Genomic DNA, 21,432 nt, shown 5'->3' with positions numbered 1-21,432 from the left:
TCAAAGCCAAACCTGTCCAGGAAGCCGCGCATTTCACAAGGGTGCGGGTTGCAGGCGACAGCCGAAAAATGGCTAGCGGGCGAAAAAAGTACGTTCGGAGCAGTTGCCAAACGTCAAAAAAGGGACAAATAATGCAACCAATCTAAATTGGTTCCATCAAAAGATCCTGTATGAAAGACGATCGCCCAATCCGCCGAAATTCGAGTTTGGCCCTTGAACGCCTGCGAATTCTCGTTGATCAACTGGCCATGGACGGTGTTCGTCAGTTGCCGACCGAACGGGACCTTTCGGACCAGATTGGTGTCGGTCGCCGCGCCGTTCGAAGAGCACTTGAGGTGCTTGAAACGGAAGGCTTCATCTGGCGGCGGCAGGGTGCGGGAACGTTCATAGGGTCGAAGCCGAGCGATGGCGAACAGCAGCTCAGCAAATTGCCCGAAATGAGCAACATGCTTGAGGTCATGGAAGTGCGCCTGCGCCTGGAACCGGCGCTGGCTCAACTGGCCGCGATCCGGGCAACCCTGCAGGACATCGTCCAGATGCGGCACATAGCGGACAAGGTCGGTGAAGCCGACGACATGGACGGCCGCGAGTTGTGGGACGGTGCCCTTCACAGGGCAATCGCGAAGGCTGCCGGCAACGCCCTGTTCCTCGCGCTTTTCGATGTTGTCGACCGGACGCGGCAGAACGAAAGCTGGCGCCACGTACGTGAAGCCTTGCGTACCCGCGAAACAGTCTCCCAGTACAAGGCACAGCATTCCGATATCGTGGATGCGATCGAACGCCATGATCCCGTTTCAGCAGAGCGCCTGATGCGGCAGCATCTGCTCACCCTTCAGGAACGTCTTCTGTTCCAGACGTCGGAAAGCGCCGACAATGTCTGAGGCACCGGCGACGAAACCCGCGACCAGCGGCGCGCCCCTGCTCGTGGTCGAGAACCTGGCCATTCGCTTCGGCAACGCACCGGCCAACACCGTCGACGGCATCTCTTTTTCGGTCAACCGGGGCGAGACGCTTTGCATCGTCGGCGAGAGCGGCTGCGGTAAATCAATCTCCGCGCTGGCGCTGATGGGCCTGCTGCCGATGCCGCCGGCGCAGATCGCAGGCGGACGTTTATCCTTCGACCAAAGGGACCTGCTGACGCTTCCTGCAAAGACCCGCGCCGATCTGCGTGGGGATCGCATGGCGATGATCTTTCAGGAACCAATGACGTCCCTGAACCCGGCCTTCCGCATTGGAGATCAGATCGCGGAAGGTGTGCTGCGCCACCGGACGATCAGTCAGGCGGACGCGCGCCGAAGAGCGCTGGAAATGCTGGACCGGGTGAAGATCCCCGCAGCCGCCGAACGTCTGGACGACTACCCGCACCAGCTTTCCGGCGGTATGCGCCAGCGGGTGATGATCGCCATGGCACTCGCCAATGACCCGGATCTTCTGATTGCGGACGAACCGACGACGGCACTGGACGTCACCATTCAGGCACAGATCCTCGATCTCATGAAGACGCTTCAGGAGGAAACCGGAACCGCGCTTGTCATGATCACCCATGACCTGGGCGTCGTCGCCGAGATCGCCGATCAAGTGGCCGTGATGTATGCGGGCAAGATCGTCGAGCAAGGACCGGTTCAGGCCATTTTCGACGACCCGCAACATCCCTATACAATCGGCCTGATGAGCTCCCTGCCTTCTCTGGGAGAGCGCCGGAGCCGCCTGACGACAATCTCCGGAATGGTCCCGACAATTGAGACGATGCCGTCCGGCTGCCGTTTCGCGCCGCGCTGCCCGTTCGCGCGGGAAACCTGCGTCGCTCAGGCGCCCCGGTTGGCGGCCATGTCGCAGACACACTTCGCAGCCTGCCACCTGGCACCGCTCGAAAACCACATGGTGGAAGCGGTATGAAGCATTTTTCGCAAGACACGATCCTGGAAGCGCGCGGACTTGAACGCAATTTCATCCGCGGCGGCGGCCTTTTCCAGAAGAGAACGGTTGTCCGCGCAGTCGGCGGCGTCGATCTCGCGGTCAGGCGCGGTGAAACGCTGGCCATCGTGGGTGAGAGCGGCTGCGGTAAGTCCACCCTCGCCAGAACGCTTGTCCGGCTTCTCGAGCCGACACAGGGCCAGGTGCTTTATGAAGGCGATGACATTGCCCATCTCGCCTCGCGTGGTATGCGCAAGTTGCGCAAGGACCTGCAATTCGTCTTTCAGGACCCGTTTTCGTCTCTCAATCCAAGAATGACGGTCGGCGCCATCATCGAGGAACCGCTGACCATTCACACCGCTGACAGCAAACCGGTACGGCAACAGAAAGTGGCCGGCCTGCTTCAGCGTGTCGGCCTGCGCCAGGGCATGGCAGACAGGTATCCGCACGAGTTTTCAGGCGGGCAGCGGCAACGCATCGGTATTGCCCGTGCACTCGCGAGCGACCCAAAGGTGATCGTGGCGGACGAACCCGTCTCGGCGCTGGATGTCTCCGTTCAGGCCCAGGTGATCAATCTGCTGGAGGACTTGAAAACCGAATTCAGCCTCACGCTTGTCCTGATTGCACATGATCTTGCGGTCATCCGTCACATGAGCGACCGGGTTGCCGTGATGTATCTCGGGGAAATCGTCGAGATCGGAGAGACCGAAACCGTCTACGGCGCACCCCGGCATCCCTACACCCAGGCATTGATGCGCGCGATCCCGACACCAGCCCCGGGGTTGCGCTCGATGCGCGCCGAGTTGACGGGAGATATCCCCTCGCCACTGAACCCGCCATCCGGATGCCGGTTCCACACCCGCTGCCAGCATGCAGATGCGCAGTGCCAGTCCAGCCGTCCCGCGCTTGAAGCCACGGACGGATTGCGGGAAGTGGCCTGCCACCATTGGCAGAAGATTGCCGACACCCTTGCCCCACAAAAACAAGAGCCGCCCCGAAGTGCGGCCGCTGCCAAACGCTTTTCCCTTTACCGGGAGTGGAGCCGAAAAAACAAATCAAAAGGCCCATCATCCGCACCCGGTGCCACCACCACCCAGAGGAAAGACAATAATGCGTAAATCTCTCCTAGCTGCCCTCCTTCTCAGCGCCTCTTCACTCATCGCGCCAGCGATGGCAGCCGACCTTCGTATCGGCCTCCAGGAAGACCCGGACGTTCTTGATCCCGACCAGTCGCGGACATTTGTCGGCCGGATCGTCTACGCGTCCCTGTGCGACAAACTCGTCGACATCACGCCGGATCTGGAAATCATTCCGCAACTTGCAACGGGCTGGTCCTGGTCGGATGACGGCCTGACCCTGACGATGGACCTAAGGGACGATGTCACCTTTCATGACGGCACACCGTTTGATGCGGAGGCGGTGAAGGCGAACATCGACCGCTCCCAGAACCTGCCCGAAAGCCGCCGCAAGAGTGAAGTCAAGGCCATTCAGTCTGTCGAAGTCTCCGGTCCGCATCAGGTTCAGTTCAAACTGAAAGGTCCCGACGCGACTTTGCTGGCACAATTTGCCGACCGCTCCGGGATGATGCTGTCACCGGCCGCCGCGGAAGCCGCCGGTGTGGACTTCGGTGCAAAGCCCATCTGTTCCGGTCCGTTCAAATTCGTCGAAAGGGTCGCACAGGATCGCATCGTTCTTGAAAAATTCAGTGACTACTGGAACGCCGACAGCATCAATTTCGACAAGGTCACGTTCCTTCCCATTCCCGACACAACCGTCCGCCTGGCGAACCTGCGTTCCGGCGATCTGGATATGCTGGAGCGCCTGGCCGCCACCGACGCTACCTCGGTGAAAGACGATGGCTCGCTCCAGTACGAGGAAGCCGTCAGCCTTGGTTATCAGGGCATCACAATCAATGTCGGCAACGGCGACCGCGCCAACAATCCGATCGGCCAGGATGCCAAGATCCGCGAAGCCTTCAGCCTGTCGCTGGACCGCGACGCGATCAACCAGGTCGTCTTTGAAGGCGCTTTTGCGCCCGGCAACCAGCCCTATCCGCCGACAAGCCCCTGGTACGACAAGGATCATCCGGTACCTGCCAGGGACGTTAACAAAGCCAAGGCGCTCCTGAAAGAAGCCGGGTTCGACAGCCTCGACGTGGAAGTTCAGGTCGCCAACAACCCGGTTCAGACCCAGCTCATGCAGGTGGTCCAGTCCATGGCAGCCGAAGCCGGCTTCAACGTGAAACTGAAGTCGATGGAATTTGCCAGCCTTCTTTCGGACCAGTCCGCCGGCAACTATCAGGCGAGCCAGATCGGATGGTCGGGACGCGTTGACCCGGACGGCAACATCCATCAGTTCGTGACCTGCGAAGGCGGCATCAACGACAGCAAGTACTGCAACCCGGAAATCGACGCCCTGCTGGACGCGGCACGCACGTCCAAGGATCTGGAAGTCCGCAAGGAGAAATACGACGCGGCCCGCGATATCCTGAATGCGGATATGCCGCTGATCTATCTCTACCACGTCACCTGGATCTGGGCCCTTTCAGACAAGCTTGATGGCTTCACGCCTTATCCGGACGGCATGATCCGTTTGGAGAACGTGAAGTTCAAGTAAGTCCAGAATGTTTCGGAACCCGGCATCGAAGCCGGGTTCCGGTCACCGGCGGAACCCGAATATGCTGTCTTTCATCGCAAGACGTCTGGCGATCGCCATACCGACCATTTTTCTGGTGTCGGTGTTTGTCTTCTTTCTGCAGAAACTTCTGCCCGGAGACCCGGCGCTGGTTCTGGCAGGTGAAGAGCGCGACCCGGAGACGCTCGCGTTCATCCGCGAGAAATACCACCTCAACGAACCAATCCTGACGCAATACCTTTACTGGGTCAGCGGCATGTTGCGGGGCGATTTCGGCATATCGCTGCGGACCAACCAGCCCGTGCTGGAACTCATCGGCGAAAAGCTGCCTGTGACGATACAGCTCGCGGTCATGGCAATGGTCATCGCAATGATCATTGGCATTCCGGCCGGCATCGTGTCCGCAGTCAGGAAAGGCACCGCCGTCGACTACACCGCAAACATCATTGCACTGTCCGGCCTGTCGATACCGAATTTCTGGCTTGGCATCATGCTGATCATGCTGGTTTCGGTCCATCTCGGCTGGTTGCCGGCCTCGGGTTACGAATCTCCGTTCGTCGATCCCGTCCGTTCACTTGAGACAATGATCATGCCCGCCTTCGTGCTCGGAACCGCGCTGGCAGCGACGCTGATGCGCCACACCCGCTCGGCAATGCTTGGTGTCCTGAGGGCAGACTATGTGCGCACAGCCAGAGCAAAGGGACTGCAGGAGAAAGTGGTCGTGTTGAAACACGCGTTCCGAAACGCCCTCTTGCCGATCGTCACCCTCAGTGCCCTTCTCTTCGGCGAACTTCTTGCCGGGGCAGTCCTCACCGAGCAGATCTTCACCATTCCCGGCTTCGGCAAGCTGATCGTGGATGCAGTTTTCACGCGGGATTATGCGGTTGTGCAGGGTGTCGTCATGTGCACGGCGGTCGGCTTCATTCTCATGAACCTCGTCGCCGATGTTCTTTATTTCCTCCTCAATCCACGCATGAGGACCGCGCTGTGACCGCCGCTGCAGACCTTCCCGCTGCCGTTTCCGACGATCAGCCACGCTCCGGAAACCGGGCCTGGAAAAAACTCAAGGCAAACAAGAGCGCCTTTGTCGGGTTTCTGCTCGTCGTGTTTTTTGTGTCCATTGCTGCCCTCGCGCCACTTTTGCCGATTGCCGACCCGACGGCGACCGACTGGGGCGCCATTCGCAAGGGACCGTCCGCCGCGCACTGGCTCGGCACGGATGAACTCGGCCGCGATATCCTTTCCAGAATGATCTGGGGTGCGCAGGCCTCGCTTCTGGCCGGTGTCGTCTCGGTGCTGATCGCAGTGTCCGTCGGCGTGCCTTTCGGATTGATAGCCGGATACTTCGGTGGCTGGATCGACCAGATCATATCCCGCGCGACCGACGCTCTCCTGGCAACGCCGTTCCTGATTCTTGCGATTGCGCTCGCAGCGTTTCTCGGGCCGAGCCTTACCAACGCGATGATTGCGATCGGCCTTTCGGCCATGCCGATTTTCATCCGCCTGACACGCGGAGAAGTTCTCGCGGTCAAGACGGAGGACTATGTCGAAGGCGCCCATGCCATTGGACTGTCCACCCCGATCCTGCTGGCGCGGTACATCCTGCCGAACGTGTTCGCTCCCATTCTCGTCCAGGCAACCCTGACCATCGCAACGGCCATCATCGCCGAGGCGAGCCTGTCTTTTCTCGGGCTCGGCCAGCAGCCTCCGGCACCCAGCTGGGGCTCGATGCTAAACGTTGCCAAGAACTTCATGACCCAGGCTCCCTGGATGGCGATGTGGCCAGGCATCGCGATCTTTCTGGTCGTCCTTGGCTTCAATCTTCTCGGTGACGGGCTGCGCGATGCACTCGATCCCCGTGAAACATAAAAACACTCAGGAAACGCTCAAACCCGGAATCCCAAATGACAGTCTTTACAACCAGACCCGAGATCAAAGGCACCTTCGGTGTCGTAACGTCGACACACTGGATTGCCACGGCCGTGGGAATGCGCATGCTGGAGCTCGGCGGCAACGCCTTCGATGCAGCCGTCGCAACCGGTCTGGCACTGCAGGTGGTCGAGCCGCACCTCAACGGCCCTGGAGGCGACCTGCCCGTCCTCTTTCACAATGCAAGCCAGAACGAGACCAAGGTGCTGTGCGCGCAAGGCCCCGCCCCGGCGGGTGCGACCATCAGCCATTACAAGTCCGAAAACCTGGACCTCATACCGGGAAACGGTCTTCTTTCGACCGTCATTCCCGGCGCTTTTGACGGCTGGATGCTGCTTCTGCGCGAACACGGCATCCTGCCGCTGAGAACCGTACTGGAACCGGCCGTTCATTACGCCAGCCACGGACACCCGCTCCTGCCGAGAGTGAGCATGACGATTGCGGGACTGAAGGACTTCTTCGAGACCGAGTGGCCGTCGTCCCATCAGACCTGGGTTCCGGGAGGCAGCATACCTGCCCCGGATTCGAACTTCCGGAACCCGGTTCTCGCCGAAACATGGGCAAGGCTTCTGACAGAGGCCGAAGCCGTCACCGGGCGCGAGAACCAGATAGACAAGGCCCGTGACTGTTTCTATCGCGGGTTTATCGCGGAGGCTATCGGCCAGTACCTGGAAACCGCGGAGGTCATGGACGCGTCCGGAGAGCGCCACAAGGCCGTTCTGAGCGCCGACGATCTTTCCGGATACGCGGCGACCTACGAAGATCCGCTCAGCGCGTCATATGACGGCTGGACCGTCCTGAAAACCGGCCCTTGGGGACAGGGTCCCGTCCTGCTGCAGTCGCTGTCGCTGTTGCGCGGTTTCGACATCGGCTCTCTCGATCCGGCCGGTCCGGAATTCGTGCATCTTGTCACCGAGGCAATGAAACTCGCCTATGCGGATCGGGAAGCCTACTACGGTGATCCCGATTTCTGCGATGTTCCGCTGAATGCGCTCTTGTCCGAAACCTACAATGCCGCGCGGCGCTTACAGATCACCGGACACGCCTCGACGGATCTGCTTCCCGGCATTGTCCCCGGCTTTGAAAACCAGATTGAACGCACGATGGAGGTCATCAGGCGCGCCGGCATTTCCGAAACGGGCGTCTATGAACCGACGATGGCTCATTTGTCGGAAAAACGCGGTGACACCGTCCATATTGATGTCATCGATCGCTGGGGCAACATCGTGTCCGCAACCCCGTCGGGCGGCTGGCTGCAGTCTTCTCCGGTCATTCCCGGGCTCGGGTTCGCGCTCAATTCGCGCGCGCAGATGTACTGGCTCGAAGATGGGTTGCCGGGATCCCTTGCACCTGGAAAACGTCCGCGCACAACGCTGACGCCCAGCATCGCATTTCATGACGACGGCACTGCCCTCTCCTTCGGTACGCCGGGTGGCGATCAGCAGGATCAGTGGCAACTGGTCCTGTTCCTGAGACTGGCGCATCACGAACGAAATCTTCAGGCCGCCCTCGACATGCCGCTCTTTCACACCACCCATTTCCCTGCCTCATTCCACCCTCGGCAAAGACAGCCGGGTCACATCATGGCCGAGGAAAGCTTTGGCGCGGAGACACTTGCGAGCCTCCGGAACCAGGGCCACTCCGTTGAAGTGGCCGATGAATGGACGATCGGCAGACTGACCGTTGCCGCGCGCGATCCGGACGGACTTTTGCGCGCAGGCGCAACACCGCGCCTGATGCAGGCCTACGCGGCGGGCAGATGAGAAGAGAGACCCAGAAATGACGTTTTCCATTGTCGCCCGCGACAAGGCCACCGGGCATTACGGGATCGCCGTGGCGAGCCGTTTCTTTGCGGCCGGCGCCGTTGTACCGCACCTTGCGGGTCGGGTCGGCGCGATCGCAACACAGGCGCTCGTCAGCCCCATCTACGGCACGGAAGGGCTGACGCTTCTCCGACAGGGCGTGTCGGCCGAGCGCGTGATCGATTCCGTCGTCTCACGCGATCAGGGGAGCCATTCCCGCCAGATCCATCTGATCGATTCAAAGGGGCGTGCTGCCGCATTTACCGGCGACAAATGCATCGACTGGTGCGGTCATTTGATTGAAGACAATGTCACCACAGCGGGAAACATGCTCGCCGGACCGCAGGTGCTTGACGCTGCCATGCAATCCTATCTGGCAAACACGAGCCTGCCCTTGGAGGACAGGCTCTTGACCGCGATGGAAGCGGCAGAGGCGGCCGGGGGCGACAAGCGCGGCCGCCAGTCCGCGGCGCTGAAGATCGTGCACGAGGAAGACTACCCCTGGCTGGACATACGGGCTGATGATCACGGCGCACCGCTCGAAGAGCTGCGCCGCCTGCACGCCGTCGCCAAGGAACGCTACCTGCATTTTGCCGAACTGATGCCGACCCGCCGCAATATTCACGGGCTTCTGGATCGCACCGAAATCGATCAGAAGATCGCCGAGCTTGAAGCGGAACGGAAAAAGGCCGGACGCGCGAGCGCTTCCTTTGCAACGCCCCCGGCCTGAGGCCGCTTGTCTTGCGCAGCTGACCGCCGCTATCTGAACTCAGCTTCCTGGATCGCTCACGGCACATGGCTGTCACCCGGTTTCAAGCCGGAACTTGAGGAACGTTGCGCCGTCGTATTCGATCTCGCCAACACAGACGGCACCCAGCCTTTTGAACGCTCCCAGGTTCTTGCGGGACGGCGGCAAGAGGAATGTCACGAACGGAATGCGGGCGTCGGCGAGGGCAAAATCCAGGGCCATTCTGGAAATCCGCACCCCAAGACCAAACGCATCCGGCCGCAACACCAGTCCGAAGTCCCACTCCTCGCCTTCCTTCTGAAAGCCGCCCCACCCCACATACCGGCCATCGGACAGAAATGCCCAGTGCCCGAGCCCGTCCCGGGTCCAGCACGCTTCCTTTTGGGCGACAAACTTCGTCACCGCCGCAGCATCCCACTCAAACGTCAGAAGTGGCATGTGTTCCGCCACCCGCGGGTCGGACATGTGCGCGATAATCTCGGCAGGCTCGATTTCCGGCAAACGGGCAAAGGCGATATCAGGTTTCAAGGCCGCTTCCTTTGAACATCTTGGGGGACTTCAGCTCAGGCACGTTCTAACTACGAACGGGGCGAATTTTGGATGTCTTTTCCGTTTAGTTGAGCAGCACGCAAAAATGGATGCGGTGGGCACAAACTCGCCGGCGTATTCGATGGCAGGCATCGCGCGCTATCGTAAGCACGACGGAGCCAAGGAGTGAGAGTTCGCTCGACTCGATTCAGAAGTTTATGGCAAAGACACAGTCCAGAGTCCGGTTCTTCGCGCACTGCCCTCATCAACGGCCTTCAGGTTCTGCCCGCGTTACGGCAAGGGCACGGACAGCACCTCGCTGAAAAGCAGCGTGCACGCGACGATGACGCCGGTGACGCTGACCAGCAATATCGCCCAGCTTTTCGGCGAATACCGGTCATGTTGTGCAATCACTGTCAAAGCGAGACCAAGCAGGACAGCCGTTGCCGCGAACCCGAGTGCGGGAAAAGCGAACACGGCCCCCAGCATGACAGCAGGCAACGCGATCATGCGCAGCCACGAACCTTCAACGGCAACCTCGTTCACATGCCGCGTGACGGCAAGCCGCAGGAGCGCCATGAGCACGAGGACTGCCATCGCCATCGCGATCGTTTCTGGAAACACGGCGGCTTCAGGATTGAGACCTGCCGATTGTTGCAAGGCCAGCAAAGCGATTCCGCCTGCGATCAGAAGCGCGATCAGATCGCGCACGACCGCAGGCGTCGGGGATCTTTCACGCTGGTTCACAGGCCTGTCCGTGCCTCGGGAAAAGATCTGTTTGAGGCGCGGCAGGAACGGGTAGAAAAATGTCAGCAGGGTCAGCGCGATGATCGCCATGGACAAAGGACGCCCGAAGAACTGTCCCCAGAGATTGCCGATGGCATCACCGATCGTCCAGCTTTGCACGAAGCCCTGCTCGGCAATACGGCCGAGGATCAGGCCAAGCACGATGGGCGAGACCGAAAAGCCGCGCTTGCCGGCGACCCATCCGATCACGCCGAGGATAATCATGATCGCAATGTCAGACAGGCTGTTGCGGATCGCGAATGTGCCGATCACGGTCATGAACGCAACGACCGGAACCAGCGCGGCCTTCGGCGCGCGCACAATCGCGCCATAAGCGAAGCGCCCGATCATCAGGCCGACGGGCAACATCAGGATCGTGGCAAGCAGAAGCCCGAAAATGAAAGTGTAGACGATGCTGGCCCCGTCGGCGAAAAGGCTCGGGCCGGTGCGCACCCCCTGAACCAGCAATGCGCCGAGGATGACTGCATCCGGCGGTGTTCCGGGAATGCCGAGAACGAGCGTTGGAATGAAGCCACCGCCGACCGTGGCGTTGTTTGCAGATTCCGTGGCAACAATCCCGCCTGGGTTGCCTTCGCCGTAAGGTGGTTTTCCCTTGTTCGTCCGCCGCGCCTCGGAATAGGCAACAAGGCCCGCGATTGATCCGCCCGCGCCGGGAAGCGCCCCGACCATCGTGCCGACCACGGAACTGCGCATCACATTGATCTTGTTCTTCAGCAAAAGGCCGACGGCCTCCGGCAACCGGAAGCCGCGGGTCTGCTCCGGCGCTTTCAAGTGCCGGTCGGGTGTCGCAACAAGGTCGATCAGAACGGGGATGCAATATAGCCCAATCAGGGCGGACACCGTCTCCACACCTCCCAGCAGCACGTTCGATCCAAACGTGAAACGAACCTCTGCGCTGGTTTCGGAGATCCCGATCATCGCAAGCAGCAGCCCGAAACAGGCCCCGATCACCCCTTTGAGAAAGTCGCCTGTTGAAAGCGCCGCGATCAGCGAAAGACCGAAGACGGCGAGCCAGAAATATTCCACCGGCCCGAATGCAAGCGCCGCTTCCGCAAGCGGCGGTGCCAGCAAAAGAAGCGCCAGCGCACCGACAAGCCCGCCGATCACGGAGGAAATGCAGGCAACTGATACAGCTAGGTCGCCATCGCCACGTTTCGCCATCGGGTAGCCGTCGAACGTCGTTGCGATTGCAGAAGGGGTGCCGGGCGTGTTCAGCAAAATGGCGGCATAGGCGCCGCCATAGATTGCCCCGGTATAGATCGCCCCCATGAGAATGAGAGCGCTGTCGGGAGACATCGTGAACGTCAGAGGCACCAGAACGGCCACCGCCATGGTCGCCGTCAGTCCCGGGATCGAACCGATGATCGTTCCCGCTGCCACGCCCAGAAGGGCAAGCAGAAGGTTCAGCGGCGACAAGGCGCCGACGACAAACTCGAGCATCATTTCCTCCTGAGAGAGACGGCGGAACGCGTCACGGATGTCAGGATAGAGGCGCTGAGAGCGCCTCTATCCGCAGTGTCATTCGATAATGCCCGCAGTCCGCGCGGCGCTCAGATATCCATCGGCCTTTTCGGCGATGAAAGCGTCCATGTCGGCCCCATAGCCAACATCCACAAGCGCGAAACCGCCATCGAGCATTTTCTGCTGGAACTCGGCATCCGCGTTGATCGCCTTGATCGCGTCGGAAACCTGCGTCCTCACCTCTTCGGATGCGGAGTTCGGCACCGCGATCCCGCGATAAGCGCCCGAGACCATGTCAAAGCCCAGCTCGCGGAAGGTCGGGACGTCCGGGAATGCCGGATGGCGCTTTTCCATCGCAACAGCCAGCAGACGCACCTTGTCGCCTTGCGCAGCGCCAACCGTTGTGTAGCCCCAGGCTGCCTTGACCTGTTCGCCGAGCAGCGCCGTCACCGAGGCACCGGTGCCCTTGAACGAGACGTAAGTGCTCTCGATATCGGCCATATCGTCAAACTGAACCTGGGCAAGATGGTTTGCCGTGCCTTTGCCCGAACCGGAGAAGATGACCTGCTTCGGGTTTGCCTTGGCATCGTCGATGAGGTCCTGCAGCGTCATGTAGGGGCTGTCGGCCTTTACCACGATGGCGTCCGGCGTGTAGTGGAACATGTAGACGGCGGCGAGATCCTCCGTTTTGAACCCGACATCGCCCTGTTCCGGCTTGATGATGATATGGGGCAGATTGATCCCCATGATCACCGAACCGTCGCCCGCCATGTTGTTGAGCTGGGACCAGCCCACGGCACCGCCGCCGCCCGGCTGGTAGTTCACCACCATCTGTTCGCCGAAGAGTTTTTCGAAGAACGGTTGCTGGAAGCGTGCCGTAATGTCGGACTCGCCACCGGGGCCGAACGGAATGATGTAGTCAACGCTGCCCTTCGGAAAATCTTCCGCAGTCGCGGTGCCGGCGAATGCGGCCAGTGTCAGTGCCAGTAAGGCGGACTTCAATTTCATGCTTTTCTCCTCCCTGATGAATTGCACGTATTTTTGACAGTCTGTTTTGATCTTAGGCATTCCCGGCGGCTTGCGTCACGCGTTTTGCGCAGAAATTCTTCAGAACTCAGGAACGCTCGTCGGTTAAAACCCGCAGGACATTTTCAACGGTCACCTGGCTGACGCGCTCATTCGCCGGTTCTGTCACGCCCGCGATGTGAGGCGTCAGAATGAGATTGGGACAGGCGTCAAAGACGGCAGCAGATGGTCTGTCGAGCGGCTCCTTCCCGAACACGTCGAGCGCAGCGCCGGCCAGCTGTCCGTTTTTCAGCGCCGCGGCAAGCGCGGCCTCATCAACGACCCCGCCCCGCGCCGTGTTGATGAGCAATGCGCCGGGCCTCATCTTCGAAAGTGCGTCCGCACCGATCAGCCCCTTTGTGGTTTGCGTCAGCGGAACATGGAGCGACAGGACATCCGCGATCGAAAGCACCTCATCCAGGTCGCAGGCGTGCACGTTCGACCATGCCGGATCGGATTCAGGCAGATAAGGATCGAACGCGGCGATCTTCATGCCCAGCGCACCGGCCGTACGTGCGACAGCCTGGGCAATCGCACCGAACCCCAGGAGCGCGAGCGTCAGTCCGTGGATTTCGCCACCGGCACCGAGCGCACTGCGCGGCCAGGCGCCTGCCAGAACGGCCTTGCTTGACGCGAAAACACCCCGCCGCAGAACCAGCATGGCGCCGATGACATATTCCACGACCGACTGCGTGTTGGCACCGGTCGCAGGTTCGACGGCCACGCCTTTGTGCGCGCAGGCATCAAGGTCGATATTCTCTAGTCCGACACCGAGACGGCCAACGACCCGAAGCTTTGGTGCAGCGTTCAGAAGCGGCGGATCAACGCGTGTCCGGTTGCGCACGATCAGCGCATCGGCGTCCGAGACTTCCCGGTGGAGGCGTTCGGGATCATCGACAAGCGTTGGATCATAGACGACCTCGATCGCAGGTCCGAATGCAGCAAGGGCCGCTTTGTCCATGAACTCCGAAACAACGACTTTCTTCGTCAACCCCGCCCCTCCCGCTATCATCCGCCTGTTCTCCTGACATATATACAGCCGCAGGCCTTGAGTGACCAAGACAGGATCCGCATCTACTCGGTGCCAAGCCGAAAACGAGGAGATTTCAATTGCGTATCGTCGACATCCGGGAAGTGACCAAACCGATCTCTTCACCCATTCGGAATGCCTATATTGATTCGACGACGATGACCGCAAGCCTCGTGGCTGTCGTGACGGATGTGGAGCGGAACGGCCGGCGTGTTGTCGGATACGGGTTCAACTCAAATGGCCGCTACGGACAGGGTGGCCTCATTCGCGAACGCTTCCGCGACCGTATTCTGGAGGCGGACCCTGCGACGCTTGTCAATGAGGCCGGCACGAACCTGGATCCCCACGCTATCTGGGCGGCGATGATGCAAAACGAGAAGCCGGGCGGACATGGCGAGCGCTCTGTCGCCGTTGGCACGATCGACATGGCTGTCTGGGACGCGGTCGCCAAGATCGAGGACCGGCCGCTGTTCCGCCTGCTTGCGGACCGAAAAGGTGTTGAAGCCAATCCCAGGGTCTTCGTCTATGCCGCCGGCGGTTACTATTATCCGGGAAAGGACGATGAGGCACTGCGCGCCGAAATGCGGAGCTACGTGGACCGCGGCTATACGGTTGTGAAAATGAAGATCGGTGGCGCCTCGATGGAGGAAGACCGGCGCCGAATTGAGTCGGTCCTTGAAGAGATTGGCAGCGACGCGCAACTCGCTGTTGATGCCAATGGCCGTTTTGACCTTGAAACCGCGATTGCATACGCAGCGATGCTGCGCAGTTACCCGCTGTTCTGGTTCGAAGAGATCGGTGATCCGCTGGACTACCGGCTACAGGCAGCGATGGCAGGTTTCTACCCGGCGCCGATGGCAACGGGAGAGAACCTGTTCTCTCACCAAGATGCCCGCAACCTCCTGAGATACGGCGGTATGCGGCCCGATCGCGACTGGTTGCAATTTGACTGTGCGTTGTCCTACGGTCTTGTCGAATACCTGCGCACGCTCGAAGTGCTAGACGAACACGGCTGGTCGCCGTCGCGCTGCATTCCCCATGGCGGTCACCAGATGTCGCTGAACATCGCCGCAGGTCTCGGCCTCGGCGGCAACGAGAGCTATCCCGACCTGTTCCAGCCCTATGGCGGGTTCCCGGACGGGGTGACTGTTGTTGAGGGACACATCACCATGCCGGACCTGCCGGGTATCGGCTTTGAAGGCAAGTCGGACCTGATCGCCGTCATGCGGGAGCTTGCCGAGTGACACGGCCCTTGTCACGTCCTTGACGATGGAAGCCTTGCGAGCCGGAGGACACTTGTCGAGGCCTTTGCTCACCCTCGTTACCCGCGAAGGTCAGGCAGGAAAAAGAAGCCGGAACGACCTTGGGTACGAACTCATAAATGAAGCCAATTTTGCAAAATCTTCAATAATTTACGCAAACAATTCAGAAACAGAAATTCCGTTTACATCTGTAAGGATTAGTGTGTCTCCACTGTTTAGAGCAAGGATCGTATCCAGGTCAGTGCCGCCGTGTATGTCGGCTTCAGAAACGCTCGATACACCAAGGGTCGTTGCGAAATCCAACAGATCCTCGCCGACACTGAAGTCAGCGATGACATCATCACCATCACCGAAGAAAAACTCAAAAGTATCGGCACCTGTCCCACCGAACAAATAGTCATTGCCTTCGCGACCTGCGATATGATCATCTCCGGAGCCGCCCCAGATCCAGTTCCCGATTGAGTTGCCTCGCAGGCTGTCGGAGTAATGCGTGCCATATAGATGTTCAATTCCGGAATAAGTGTCGCCGGCGGCCTCGCCGGTATTGTTGGCCGAGTTGGCCAGGTCCGCTGTCACGGATGACGTCGCATCGGAGTACTGAACGCGGTCGCCACCTGCCCCGCCGATCAGGATATCCGCTCCGGCGCCACCAAACAGAACATCCGCGCCGTCGCCGCCGTCGAGCCGGTCATTCCCGCCCCAGCCGCGGAGCGTGTCATTGCCCGTTCCACCCCAGATCCAGTTCCCGAGAGAGTCTCCCCGCAGGCTGTCGGAGTAGTGCGTGCCATATAGATGTTCAATTCCGGAATAAGTGTCGCCGGCGGCCTCGCCGGTATTGTTGGCCGAGTTGGCCAGGTCCGCTGTCACCCAGGACGTGGCGTCGGAATACTGGGCGCGGTCGCCACCGGCACCGCCAATCAGGATATCCGCACCTGCGCCACCAAACAGAACATCTGCACCGTCGCCGCCGTCGAGCCGGTCGTTCCCGCCCCAGCCGCGGAGCGTGTCATTGCCCGTTCCACCCCAGATCCAGTTCCCGACAGAGTCTCCCCGCAGGCTGTCGGAGTAGTGCGTGCCATATAGATGTTCAATTCCGGAATAAGTGTCGCCGGCGGCCTCGCCGGTATTGTTGGCCGAGTTGGCCAGGTCCGCTGTCACCCAGGACGTGGCATCGGAATACTGGGCGCGATCGCCACCTGCCCCGCCGATCAGGATATCCGCACCTGCGCCACCAAACAGAACATCTGCGCCATCGCCGCCGTCGAGCCGGTCGTTCCCGCCCCAGCCGCGGAGCGTGTCATTGCCCGTTCCACCCCAGATCCAGTTCCCGATCGAGTCTCCCCTCAGGCTGTCGGAATAATGCGTGCCGTAAAGGTGCTCGATACTGACATAGGTATCGCCGGCGGCCTCGCCGGTATTGTTCGCCGAGTTGGCCAGGTCCGCTGTCACCCAGGCCGTCGCGTCGGAATACTGGGCGCGGTCGCCGCCGGCCCCTCCATTGAGCGCATCAGCGCCAGCGCCTCCAAACAGAACATCCGCGCCGTCGCCTCCGCCGATATCGTCATCTCCACCTCGACCGCGAATTGTGTCATTGCCGATCCCACCCCGGATGTGGTTGGCGTTTGCGTCCCCGCGGAGATTGTCGGAATAGGCAGAACCGGTAATGCCCTCAATGCTGTCGAACTGGTCGCCGAGCGCATCACCTGTATTTATGTTGGCAAATGCCAGGTCAACTGTGACGCTTGCATCGGCAGTCGCATACGACACGGTGTCCAAACCGCCTTCTCCGTAGAAGGAATCCGAACCACCATTGCCGAGGAACGTGTTGGCAACCGCGTTTCCGATCAGCGTGTCGTTGCCGCTGCCGCTGATCGCATTCTCGATGACCGTGCCGCGCGCAATGAAGAAATTGCCCGCGAGACCGCCAACATCCGAGGGTTGCTCTGCGCGCAGGTCCAGGACCTGGTCAGACGAGAAGCCGCTGAAATCCAGCGTGTCGATGCCGGAGTTGTCGACAATCGTTCCGGCGATCGGATTGGTCGAATTGACGAAATCGTCAAGGTATCCGCCGGCGGTCGAATTGAAGCCGTATGTGGTGTTGCCCTGGTGAATATCGGTCGCCGTGCCGTACAGCGTCTGGATTGCGAGAATGTCGGCAATCATGGGGGTCAGAAGATAGGCAAAGCTGGCATCGATAAAGGTGTTATCGACCTGGTCGAAATACGACATCACGGTCGCCTGCCAGGAGTCGTTCGCAAAGTCGTTGTCGACACCATATGTCGCGACGATGTCGTAGTTGCCCGGGTGCCCGAGGCCGAGAGCATGGCCGACTTCGTGGATGTAGGTCTGGAAGCTGTAGCTGTCGAGCGATGTTCCGTAAGTCGCCAGCCAGCCGGTCGACACGTTTATGTTCGCCGACGTGATGGTCGAATTGGTATCAAAGAATTCGGCCCACGCGCCGCTTTCGTTGTCGTCGAACGTTATCTGGGCGCCGCTTGAGACAAAACTGAAATTGATGCCGCTGACAAAAGTCCATGCCGCCAGGGCGTTGGTTGCAAGATATTGTCCGTCTGCTGTCAGGCCGGTGATGTCCACCGTCAGGGACCCACCAGGCACAACGTCGAAGGCAAACTGCTGACCCCAGTAACCGGAACTCAATTGGCTCGCGATCTGATCGTGTGTATATACCGAAATACCAGCAGTAAGCTCGTAGTATCCGTTGTTAATTGAACCTTGAGTACTGACATCCAAATAGTAATATCCAGAGGTTGCAGGCCTAAAGGTAATGTGCCCATCGAAAAAATTTCGCCCTTCGAACTCATTGACGCTAATGACTGTTCCTTGGCTGTCTAGCAGCCGCAAACTCGTCCTGAGTACTCCGTGGCCATCCAGGTCAAATGAATAAGGATAAGGCGATCCGGCATCCAGATAGATCCGTATCCAATCCCGATCTCCCGAACTATTGGTTACGCCTGTAAACGTGTCTCCGATGGACATTTCGTAGGTTGTCGCTGTGCTAGCGGCTGCATCCACGCTTTCATCTGCTGCAACGATACTGGTTGTCAGGTCATACGTTCCGGAGAACGAACTATGAGAGGGTGATGAAATCCCGATATAGTACTCGCCTGACGAAATCGATGTTAAAACCAGCTCAGAATTTGATCCTCCGGTGTCGAGTACGCCTTCGGTGAGATATTGCCCTCCTGAACCATAAAGCACCAAATAAGCAGATCCAGGATCATCCCAATCCAGAGAAAATGCGTACATCTGCCCTGACTCCAGCGATACCCTGAGCCAGTCCGCTTCTGTGTCATTGATGCTGTTCAGGTCGCCGGAAAACGTATCTCCGGGCAAGATGTTGTAATTTGTGGTGGAATTGTCCGGGGCGTCGTCTGTCTCGACAGCCGCAAAGAGCGGTGGTGGAAGTGGCTCACGCGTGTTCGCCGTGATCGTGTACGACCCTTTGAACCAATCGTATTCGGGCTCAATCGAGATATAGTAGGTCCCGCTGACAGTCGGAGCATAATTCAAGAAAGAAAAATAGCCTGGCCCACCATCATCGTTCCAAGCGACAACCGAATTGTCGCTATCTCGAATTCTCAGCCAGGTGTCGACGAGTTCGAGAGAGCCGTCCAACGCGAACGAATATGTTTCACCTGCAACCAGATCGATCCTGATCCAGTCTTCATCGTTATAGTCCGAAATGACGCCTGAAAACGTGTCGCCGGCCGAGATTGTGTAGGTTGTAGTGGCGTCGTCAGGCGCATCGCTGGTTTCTAGATAGGCAGCGCTTGCAGGTCCTGCCGACGCTGAGGATCGGGGCAAAGTGTCCGCAACCGTCTCGGTGGCAAATGCCGACAGCGGGGCGGTCGACACAGTATCTGAAACGGGTAGAGGGGCGAGATTGGCAACGGCATTCAATTGATACTTCAAACAGGACTTGCACATAAATCTAAGCTCAAATTGTCATTCTTCTAAATAGGTTACACACTCATTGCGTTTATTCAATACGCTGAAATGAAACTTTTACGCACATGACAGTTTTTACGATAGTTTCAAATCCACAATGGTAGGAGGCCCGGTAGCGGTGCGCAGCTTTGATCGTCTATTTTTCACGCTGGAAGGAAACCTGCCAGGCAAAACGTGAGAATATATTGACCCCCTGTTTGATCGGAATCCAGGCATTCGCCGCCAGCCAGGGTAGTTTTCGCATGGGCCTTGAGACCCGCGCCCCGATAGCGTCCATCCGGGCGTGTTTTGGCTAGGCGATGGCCCTCTAAATGAGACTGAAATGGCCTGCGAAATGGCGAAATCCCGTTAGGAAGGGAGTGCGGAGCGGGCTTCCTGCCCGGTCAAGCACGCTGACGCCACGGGGTGACGCCATTTCTATGTCCTTCGGATTTAACCGCAGCAACGGCTACTTCTGCAAATAGCGCCTTGGATCGAAGCAGTTCAACAACCTCGCGCCATTTTCGGCTGCTCGGCAGCGTTCCGAGCTCAGTGTTATCCTCGGACAGACCTTCTACCCAGTACGGGCCGACGTCGAAGTGAGCAATTTATCAAACCAAAGCATACCTTGCGCTTGCCGCGAAAAGGCAAATCCACTCTTGTGGTAAGTGCGAGCTGAAAAATTTTGGTGGGTGAGTGGGGGCTCGAACCCCAGACCCGCTGATTAAGAGTCAGCTGAACAATGAAAAGTCTGCCAACTCATTTTGCGAATTGACTGGAAATTCCTTGATAATTGCCTGTTTTTGTTAACGTTGCCACGAACGCTGCCGAACGCAAAAACAGCCTGATCATCAGGGACACCGCATGCGCTGGATTGGCCATCCGCGTGCAGGGAGCTGCTGCCGGGTGGTATTTGATTGACCGAAAACGCAACTTGAAAATCGCTCCGCTCAAGGCATATGGCGTTGACGCTATCGATCATCTCAGAGAGCTTGTTTCAAGAGCTCGAGCGATCGATGCTGACGGCGGCGATCCAGCCACAATTTTGAAAGAAGCCTTGCGCTCTGCAAGCGTAGAAGAAGCCGAGGCCAAGGCGGGTGTGAAAGCCGGCGAATGGACCTGGGAAAATCTCAGAGATACATATCTGGACGACGTCAAGGCCAACAAAGCCGCTGATACCTATCGCGGATACAGGTCGGCATTGGGTGCGGCAACGAATAGCAAGCTAGCACCGGATTTCGAGCAGGTTCTTGGCAAGCCAATTTCGTTGATCAGACCGCATGACATTAGGTTGGTCAGGAACAGCATTCTCGACAGAGGCAAAAACCAGGACGGTCGGCAAGTTGGGAACGTTCGCCAGGCAAACTTGACACTTGCCGCATTCAAAAGCTGCTTCAGTTGGGCGTGTGAAAACTATGGCCTTACGGGACTTACCGAGGATCCCGCACATCAGATCAAACCGACGCAGAAACCAAGAAAGCGCGTCGAAGATATAAAGGCAGAAGAGCTTGAGTTGGCACGACGTCCCTTGACGCAACTGGAACTTGGCAAACTCATTCAATTTTTCGAAACGTACTACAATCCGCAGGTCCGCGTTCTTTGCATGTTTCAGTTGACCACTGGTCAGCGCATCGAGACCGTCGTCTCAATTCCAAATTTTCAGATTATCGACGCTCTTGATGATGATCCTTTTGAGAAGGTCTGGCGTTTGGGTCCTGACAAATCTGAAAAGTACCGTTTTCTTCCCCTCCCCGACTTTGCTGCCAGTGCGGCAAATGTAGCGCTGAGAAGCGCGCGTCCCGACAATCGTTGGCTTTTTCCACAGCAGAGGCGCCGGCTCAAAGGAGACCAATTGGACGGGCACATGTCGAAACGCAACGCGTCAAGTCTGTTCGAAGCCGCTCGATCTGAAGGCGCGAAGTTATCAGGTCTGCCCTGGGTAAACACCCACGACGTGCGTCGAACCTTCATTTCCTACCTCCAAACGAACTGGCGCACATTCGGGTTCGAGACCAGGCTTTCAACCGACCTGGTCACCCATGCCAATGAAGGCGCAGGAACAGTTTCGCAGACAATCTACAACAAGGATCCGAATTTCGCAGAAAAGTGGAAAGTCCTGTCCGCCTGGGACGAATACTTGGCATACGGGTATCAGTATGCTTGCGAAGGTTACTCCGAACAACAAACGAGAGAAGCGTGGAAAGAGTATTTGGTGGAGCGAAACGACACACCTTAGTTCCGCGCTTAAGGACGGGGAAGAACACTTCAATCGTGTTGGTGTGCACATCCTCGGTGAAACGGCAT

At 58.8% G+C, this 21,432-nt stretch carries 15 protein-coding genes; 10 read left to right on the top strand and 5 right to left on the bottom strand.

The window, feature by feature from the left end:
* Nucleotides 1–170 precede the first annotated feature (170 nt).
* The 8 genes from RDA78_RS17135 (at nt 171) to RDA78_RS17100 (ending at nt 9,009) form a co-directional block, all read left to right on the top strand.
* The gene (locus tag RDA78_RS17135; RefSeq protein WP_434051027.1) at nt 171–881 is read left to right on the top strand and encodes a FadR/GntR family transcriptional regulator; all 711 of its coding nucleotides are present in this window, start codon (nt 171–173) and stop codon (nt 879–881) included.
* Complete coding sequence (locus RDA78_RS17130; RefSeq protein ID WP_434051026.1) at nt 874–1,896, top strand: ABC transporter ATP-binding protein; 1,023 nt, start codon at nt 874–876, stop codon at nt 1,894–1,896. The genes RDA78_RS17135 and RDA78_RS17130 overlap by 8 nt, the downstream gene beginning before the upstream one ends.
* Nucleotides 1,893–3,032 carry an ABC transporter ATP-binding protein gene (locus RDA78_RS17125; protein ID WP_434051025.1) on the top strand — a complete coding sequence of 380 codons (1,140 nt, stop codon included), beginning with the start codon at nt 1,893–1,895 and terminating at the stop codon, nt 3,030–3,032. The genes RDA78_RS17130 and RDA78_RS17125 overlap by 4 nt, the downstream gene beginning before the upstream one ends.
* Nucleotides 3,025–4,530: an ABC transporter substrate-binding protein gene (locus RDA78_RS17120; RefSeq protein WP_434051024.1), complete on the top strand. Its 1,506-nt coding sequence runs from the start codon at nt 3,025–3,027 to the stop codon at nt 4,528–4,530. Before RDA78_RS17125 ends, RDA78_RS17120 begins: the two co-directional genes overlap by 8 nt.
* Before the next feature lie 61 nt (nt 4,531–4,591).
* A complete protein-coding gene (locus RDA78_RS17115) occupies nt 4,592–5,539 on the top strand; it encodes an ABC transporter permease (RefSeq protein WP_434051023.1) in 948 nt (315 codons plus the stop codon).
* Nucleotides 5,536–6,417: an ABC transporter permease gene (locus RDA78_RS17110; RefSeq protein ID WP_434051022.1), complete on the top strand. Its 882-nt coding sequence runs from the start codon at nt 5,536–5,538 to the stop codon at nt 6,415–6,417. The genes RDA78_RS17115 and RDA78_RS17110 overlap by 4 nt, the downstream gene beginning before the upstream one ends.
* Nucleotides 6,418–6,452: 35 nt before the next feature.
* A complete protein-coding gene (locus tag RDA78_RS17105) occupies nt 6,453–8,240 on the top strand; it encodes a gamma-glutamyltransferase family protein (RefSeq protein WP_434051021.1) in 1,788 nt (595 codons plus the stop codon).
* A 16-nt stretch (nt 8,241–8,256) separates the two neighbouring features.
* The gene (locus RDA78_RS17100) at nt 8,257–9,009 is read left to right on the top strand and encodes a DUF1028 domain-containing protein (protein ID WP_434051020.1); all 753 of its coding nucleotides are present in this window, start codon (nt 8,257–8,259) and stop codon (nt 9,007–9,009) included.
* A 72-nt stretch (nt 9,010–9,081) separates the two neighbouring features.
* Here RDA78_RS17100 and RDA78_RS17095 read toward each other — a convergent pair whose 3' ends face one another.
* The 4 genes from RDA78_RS17095 to RDA78_RS17080 form a co-directional block, all read right to left on the bottom strand.
* Nucleotides 9,082–9,555: a GNAT family N-acetyltransferase gene (locus RDA78_RS17095; protein ID WP_434051019.1), complete on the bottom strand. Its 474-nt coding sequence runs from the start codon at nt 9,553–9,555 to the stop codon at nt 9,082–9,084.
* 291 nt (nt 9,556–9,846) lie between these two features.
* Nucleotides 9,847–11,802 (bottom strand): tripartite tricarboxylate transporter permease, encoded by a 1,956-nt coding sequence (locus RDA78_RS17090; protein ID WP_434051018.1) that lies wholly within the window; start codon nt 11,800–11,802, stop codon nt 9,847–9,849.
* A 78-nt stretch (nt 11,803–11,880) separates the two neighbouring features.
* A complete protein-coding gene (locus RDA78_RS17085; RefSeq protein ID WP_434051017.1) occupies nt 11,881–12,831 on the bottom strand; it encodes a tripartite tricarboxylate transporter substrate binding protein in 951 nt (316 codons plus the stop codon).
* 106 nt (nt 12,832–12,937) lie between these two features.
* The gene (locus RDA78_RS17080) at nt 12,938–13,849 is read right to left on the bottom strand and encodes a hydroxyacid dehydrogenase (protein ID WP_434056169.1); all 912 of its coding nucleotides are present in this window, start codon (nt 13,847–13,849) and stop codon (nt 12,938–12,940) included.
* 149 nt (nt 13,850–13,998) lie between these two features.
* On the opposite strand from RDA78_RS17080, the gene RDA78_RS17075 reads away from it, so the two are divergent.
* Nucleotides 13,999–15,162: a mandelate racemase/muconate lactonizing enzyme family protein gene (locus RDA78_RS17075; RefSeq protein WP_434051016.1), complete on the top strand. Its 1,164-nt coding sequence runs from the start codon at nt 13,999–14,001 to the stop codon at nt 15,160–15,162.
* Nucleotides 15,163–15,330: 168 nt separating this feature from the next.
* On the opposite strand, the gene RDA78_RS17070 is transcribed toward RDA78_RS17075, so the two are convergent.
* Nucleotides 15,331–19,113: a M10 family metallopeptidase C-terminal domain-containing protein gene (locus RDA78_RS17070; RefSeq protein WP_434051015.1), complete on the bottom strand. Its 3,783-nt coding sequence runs from the start codon at nt 19,111–19,113 to the stop codon at nt 15,331–15,333.
* Nucleotides 19,114–19,921: 808 nt separating this feature from the next.
* Here RDA78_RS17070 and RDA78_RS17065 point away from each other — a divergent pair.
* Nucleotides 19,922–21,364 (top strand): tyrosine-type recombinase/integrase, encoded by a 1,443-nt coding sequence (locus RDA78_RS17065; protein WP_434051014.1) that lies wholly within the window; start codon nt 19,922–19,924, stop codon nt 21,362–21,364.
* Nucleotides 21,365–21,432: the final 68 nt, after the last annotated feature.

It is taken from the genome of Roseibium sp., from assembly GCF_051016195.1.
Classification (GTDB): Bacteria; Pseudomonadota; Alphaproteobacteria; order Rhizobiales; family Stappiaceae; genus Roseibium.
The sequence above is the reverse complement of the archived record's forward strand: the minus strand, read 5'-3'. Positions and strand labels throughout refer to the sequence as shown.

Excerpts from the sequence above, each read along its gene's own strand:
- RDA78_RS17120 (WP_434051024.1), top strand. The coding sequence starts at position 3,025 with ATGCGTAAATCTCTCCTAGCTGCCCTCCTTCTCAGCGCCTCTTCACTC.
- RDA78_RS17090 (WP_434051018.1), bottom strand. The coding sequence starts at position 11,802 with ATGCTCGAGTTTGTCGTCGGCGCCTTGTCGCCGCTGAACCTTCTGCTT.
- RDA78_RS17130 (WP_434051026.1), top strand. The coding sequence starts at position 874 with ATGTCTGAGGCACCGGCGACGAAACCCGCGACCAGCGGCGCGCCCCTG.
- RDA78_RS17135 (WP_434051027.1), top strand. The coding sequence starts at position 171 with ATGAAAGACGATCGCCCAATCCGCCGAAATTCGAGTTTGGCCCTTGAA.
- RDA78_RS17100 (WP_434051020.1), top strand. The coding sequence starts at position 8,257 with ATGACGTTTTCCATTGTCGCCCGCGACAAGGCCACCGGGCATTACGGG.
- RDA78_RS17085 (WP_434051017.1), bottom strand. The coding sequence starts at position 12,831 with ATGAAATTGAAGTCCGCCTTACTGGCACTGACACTGGCCGCATTCGCC.
- RDA78_RS17080 (WP_434056169.1), bottom strand. The coding sequence starts at position 13,849 with ATGGACAAAGCGGCCCTTGCTGCATTCGGACCTGCGATCGAGGTCGTC.
- RDA78_RS17125 (WP_434051025.1), top strand. The coding sequence starts at position 1,893 with ATGAAGCATTTTTCGCAAGACACGATCCTGGAAGCGCGCGGACTTGAA.
- RDA78_RS17105 (WP_434051021.1), top strand. The coding sequence starts at position 6,453 with ATGACAGTCTTTACAACCAGACCCGAGATCAAAGGCACCTTCGGTGTC.
- RDA78_RS17115 (WP_434051023.1), top strand. The coding sequence starts at position 4,592 with ATGCTGTCTTTCATCGCAAGACGTCTGGCGATCGCCATACCGACCATT.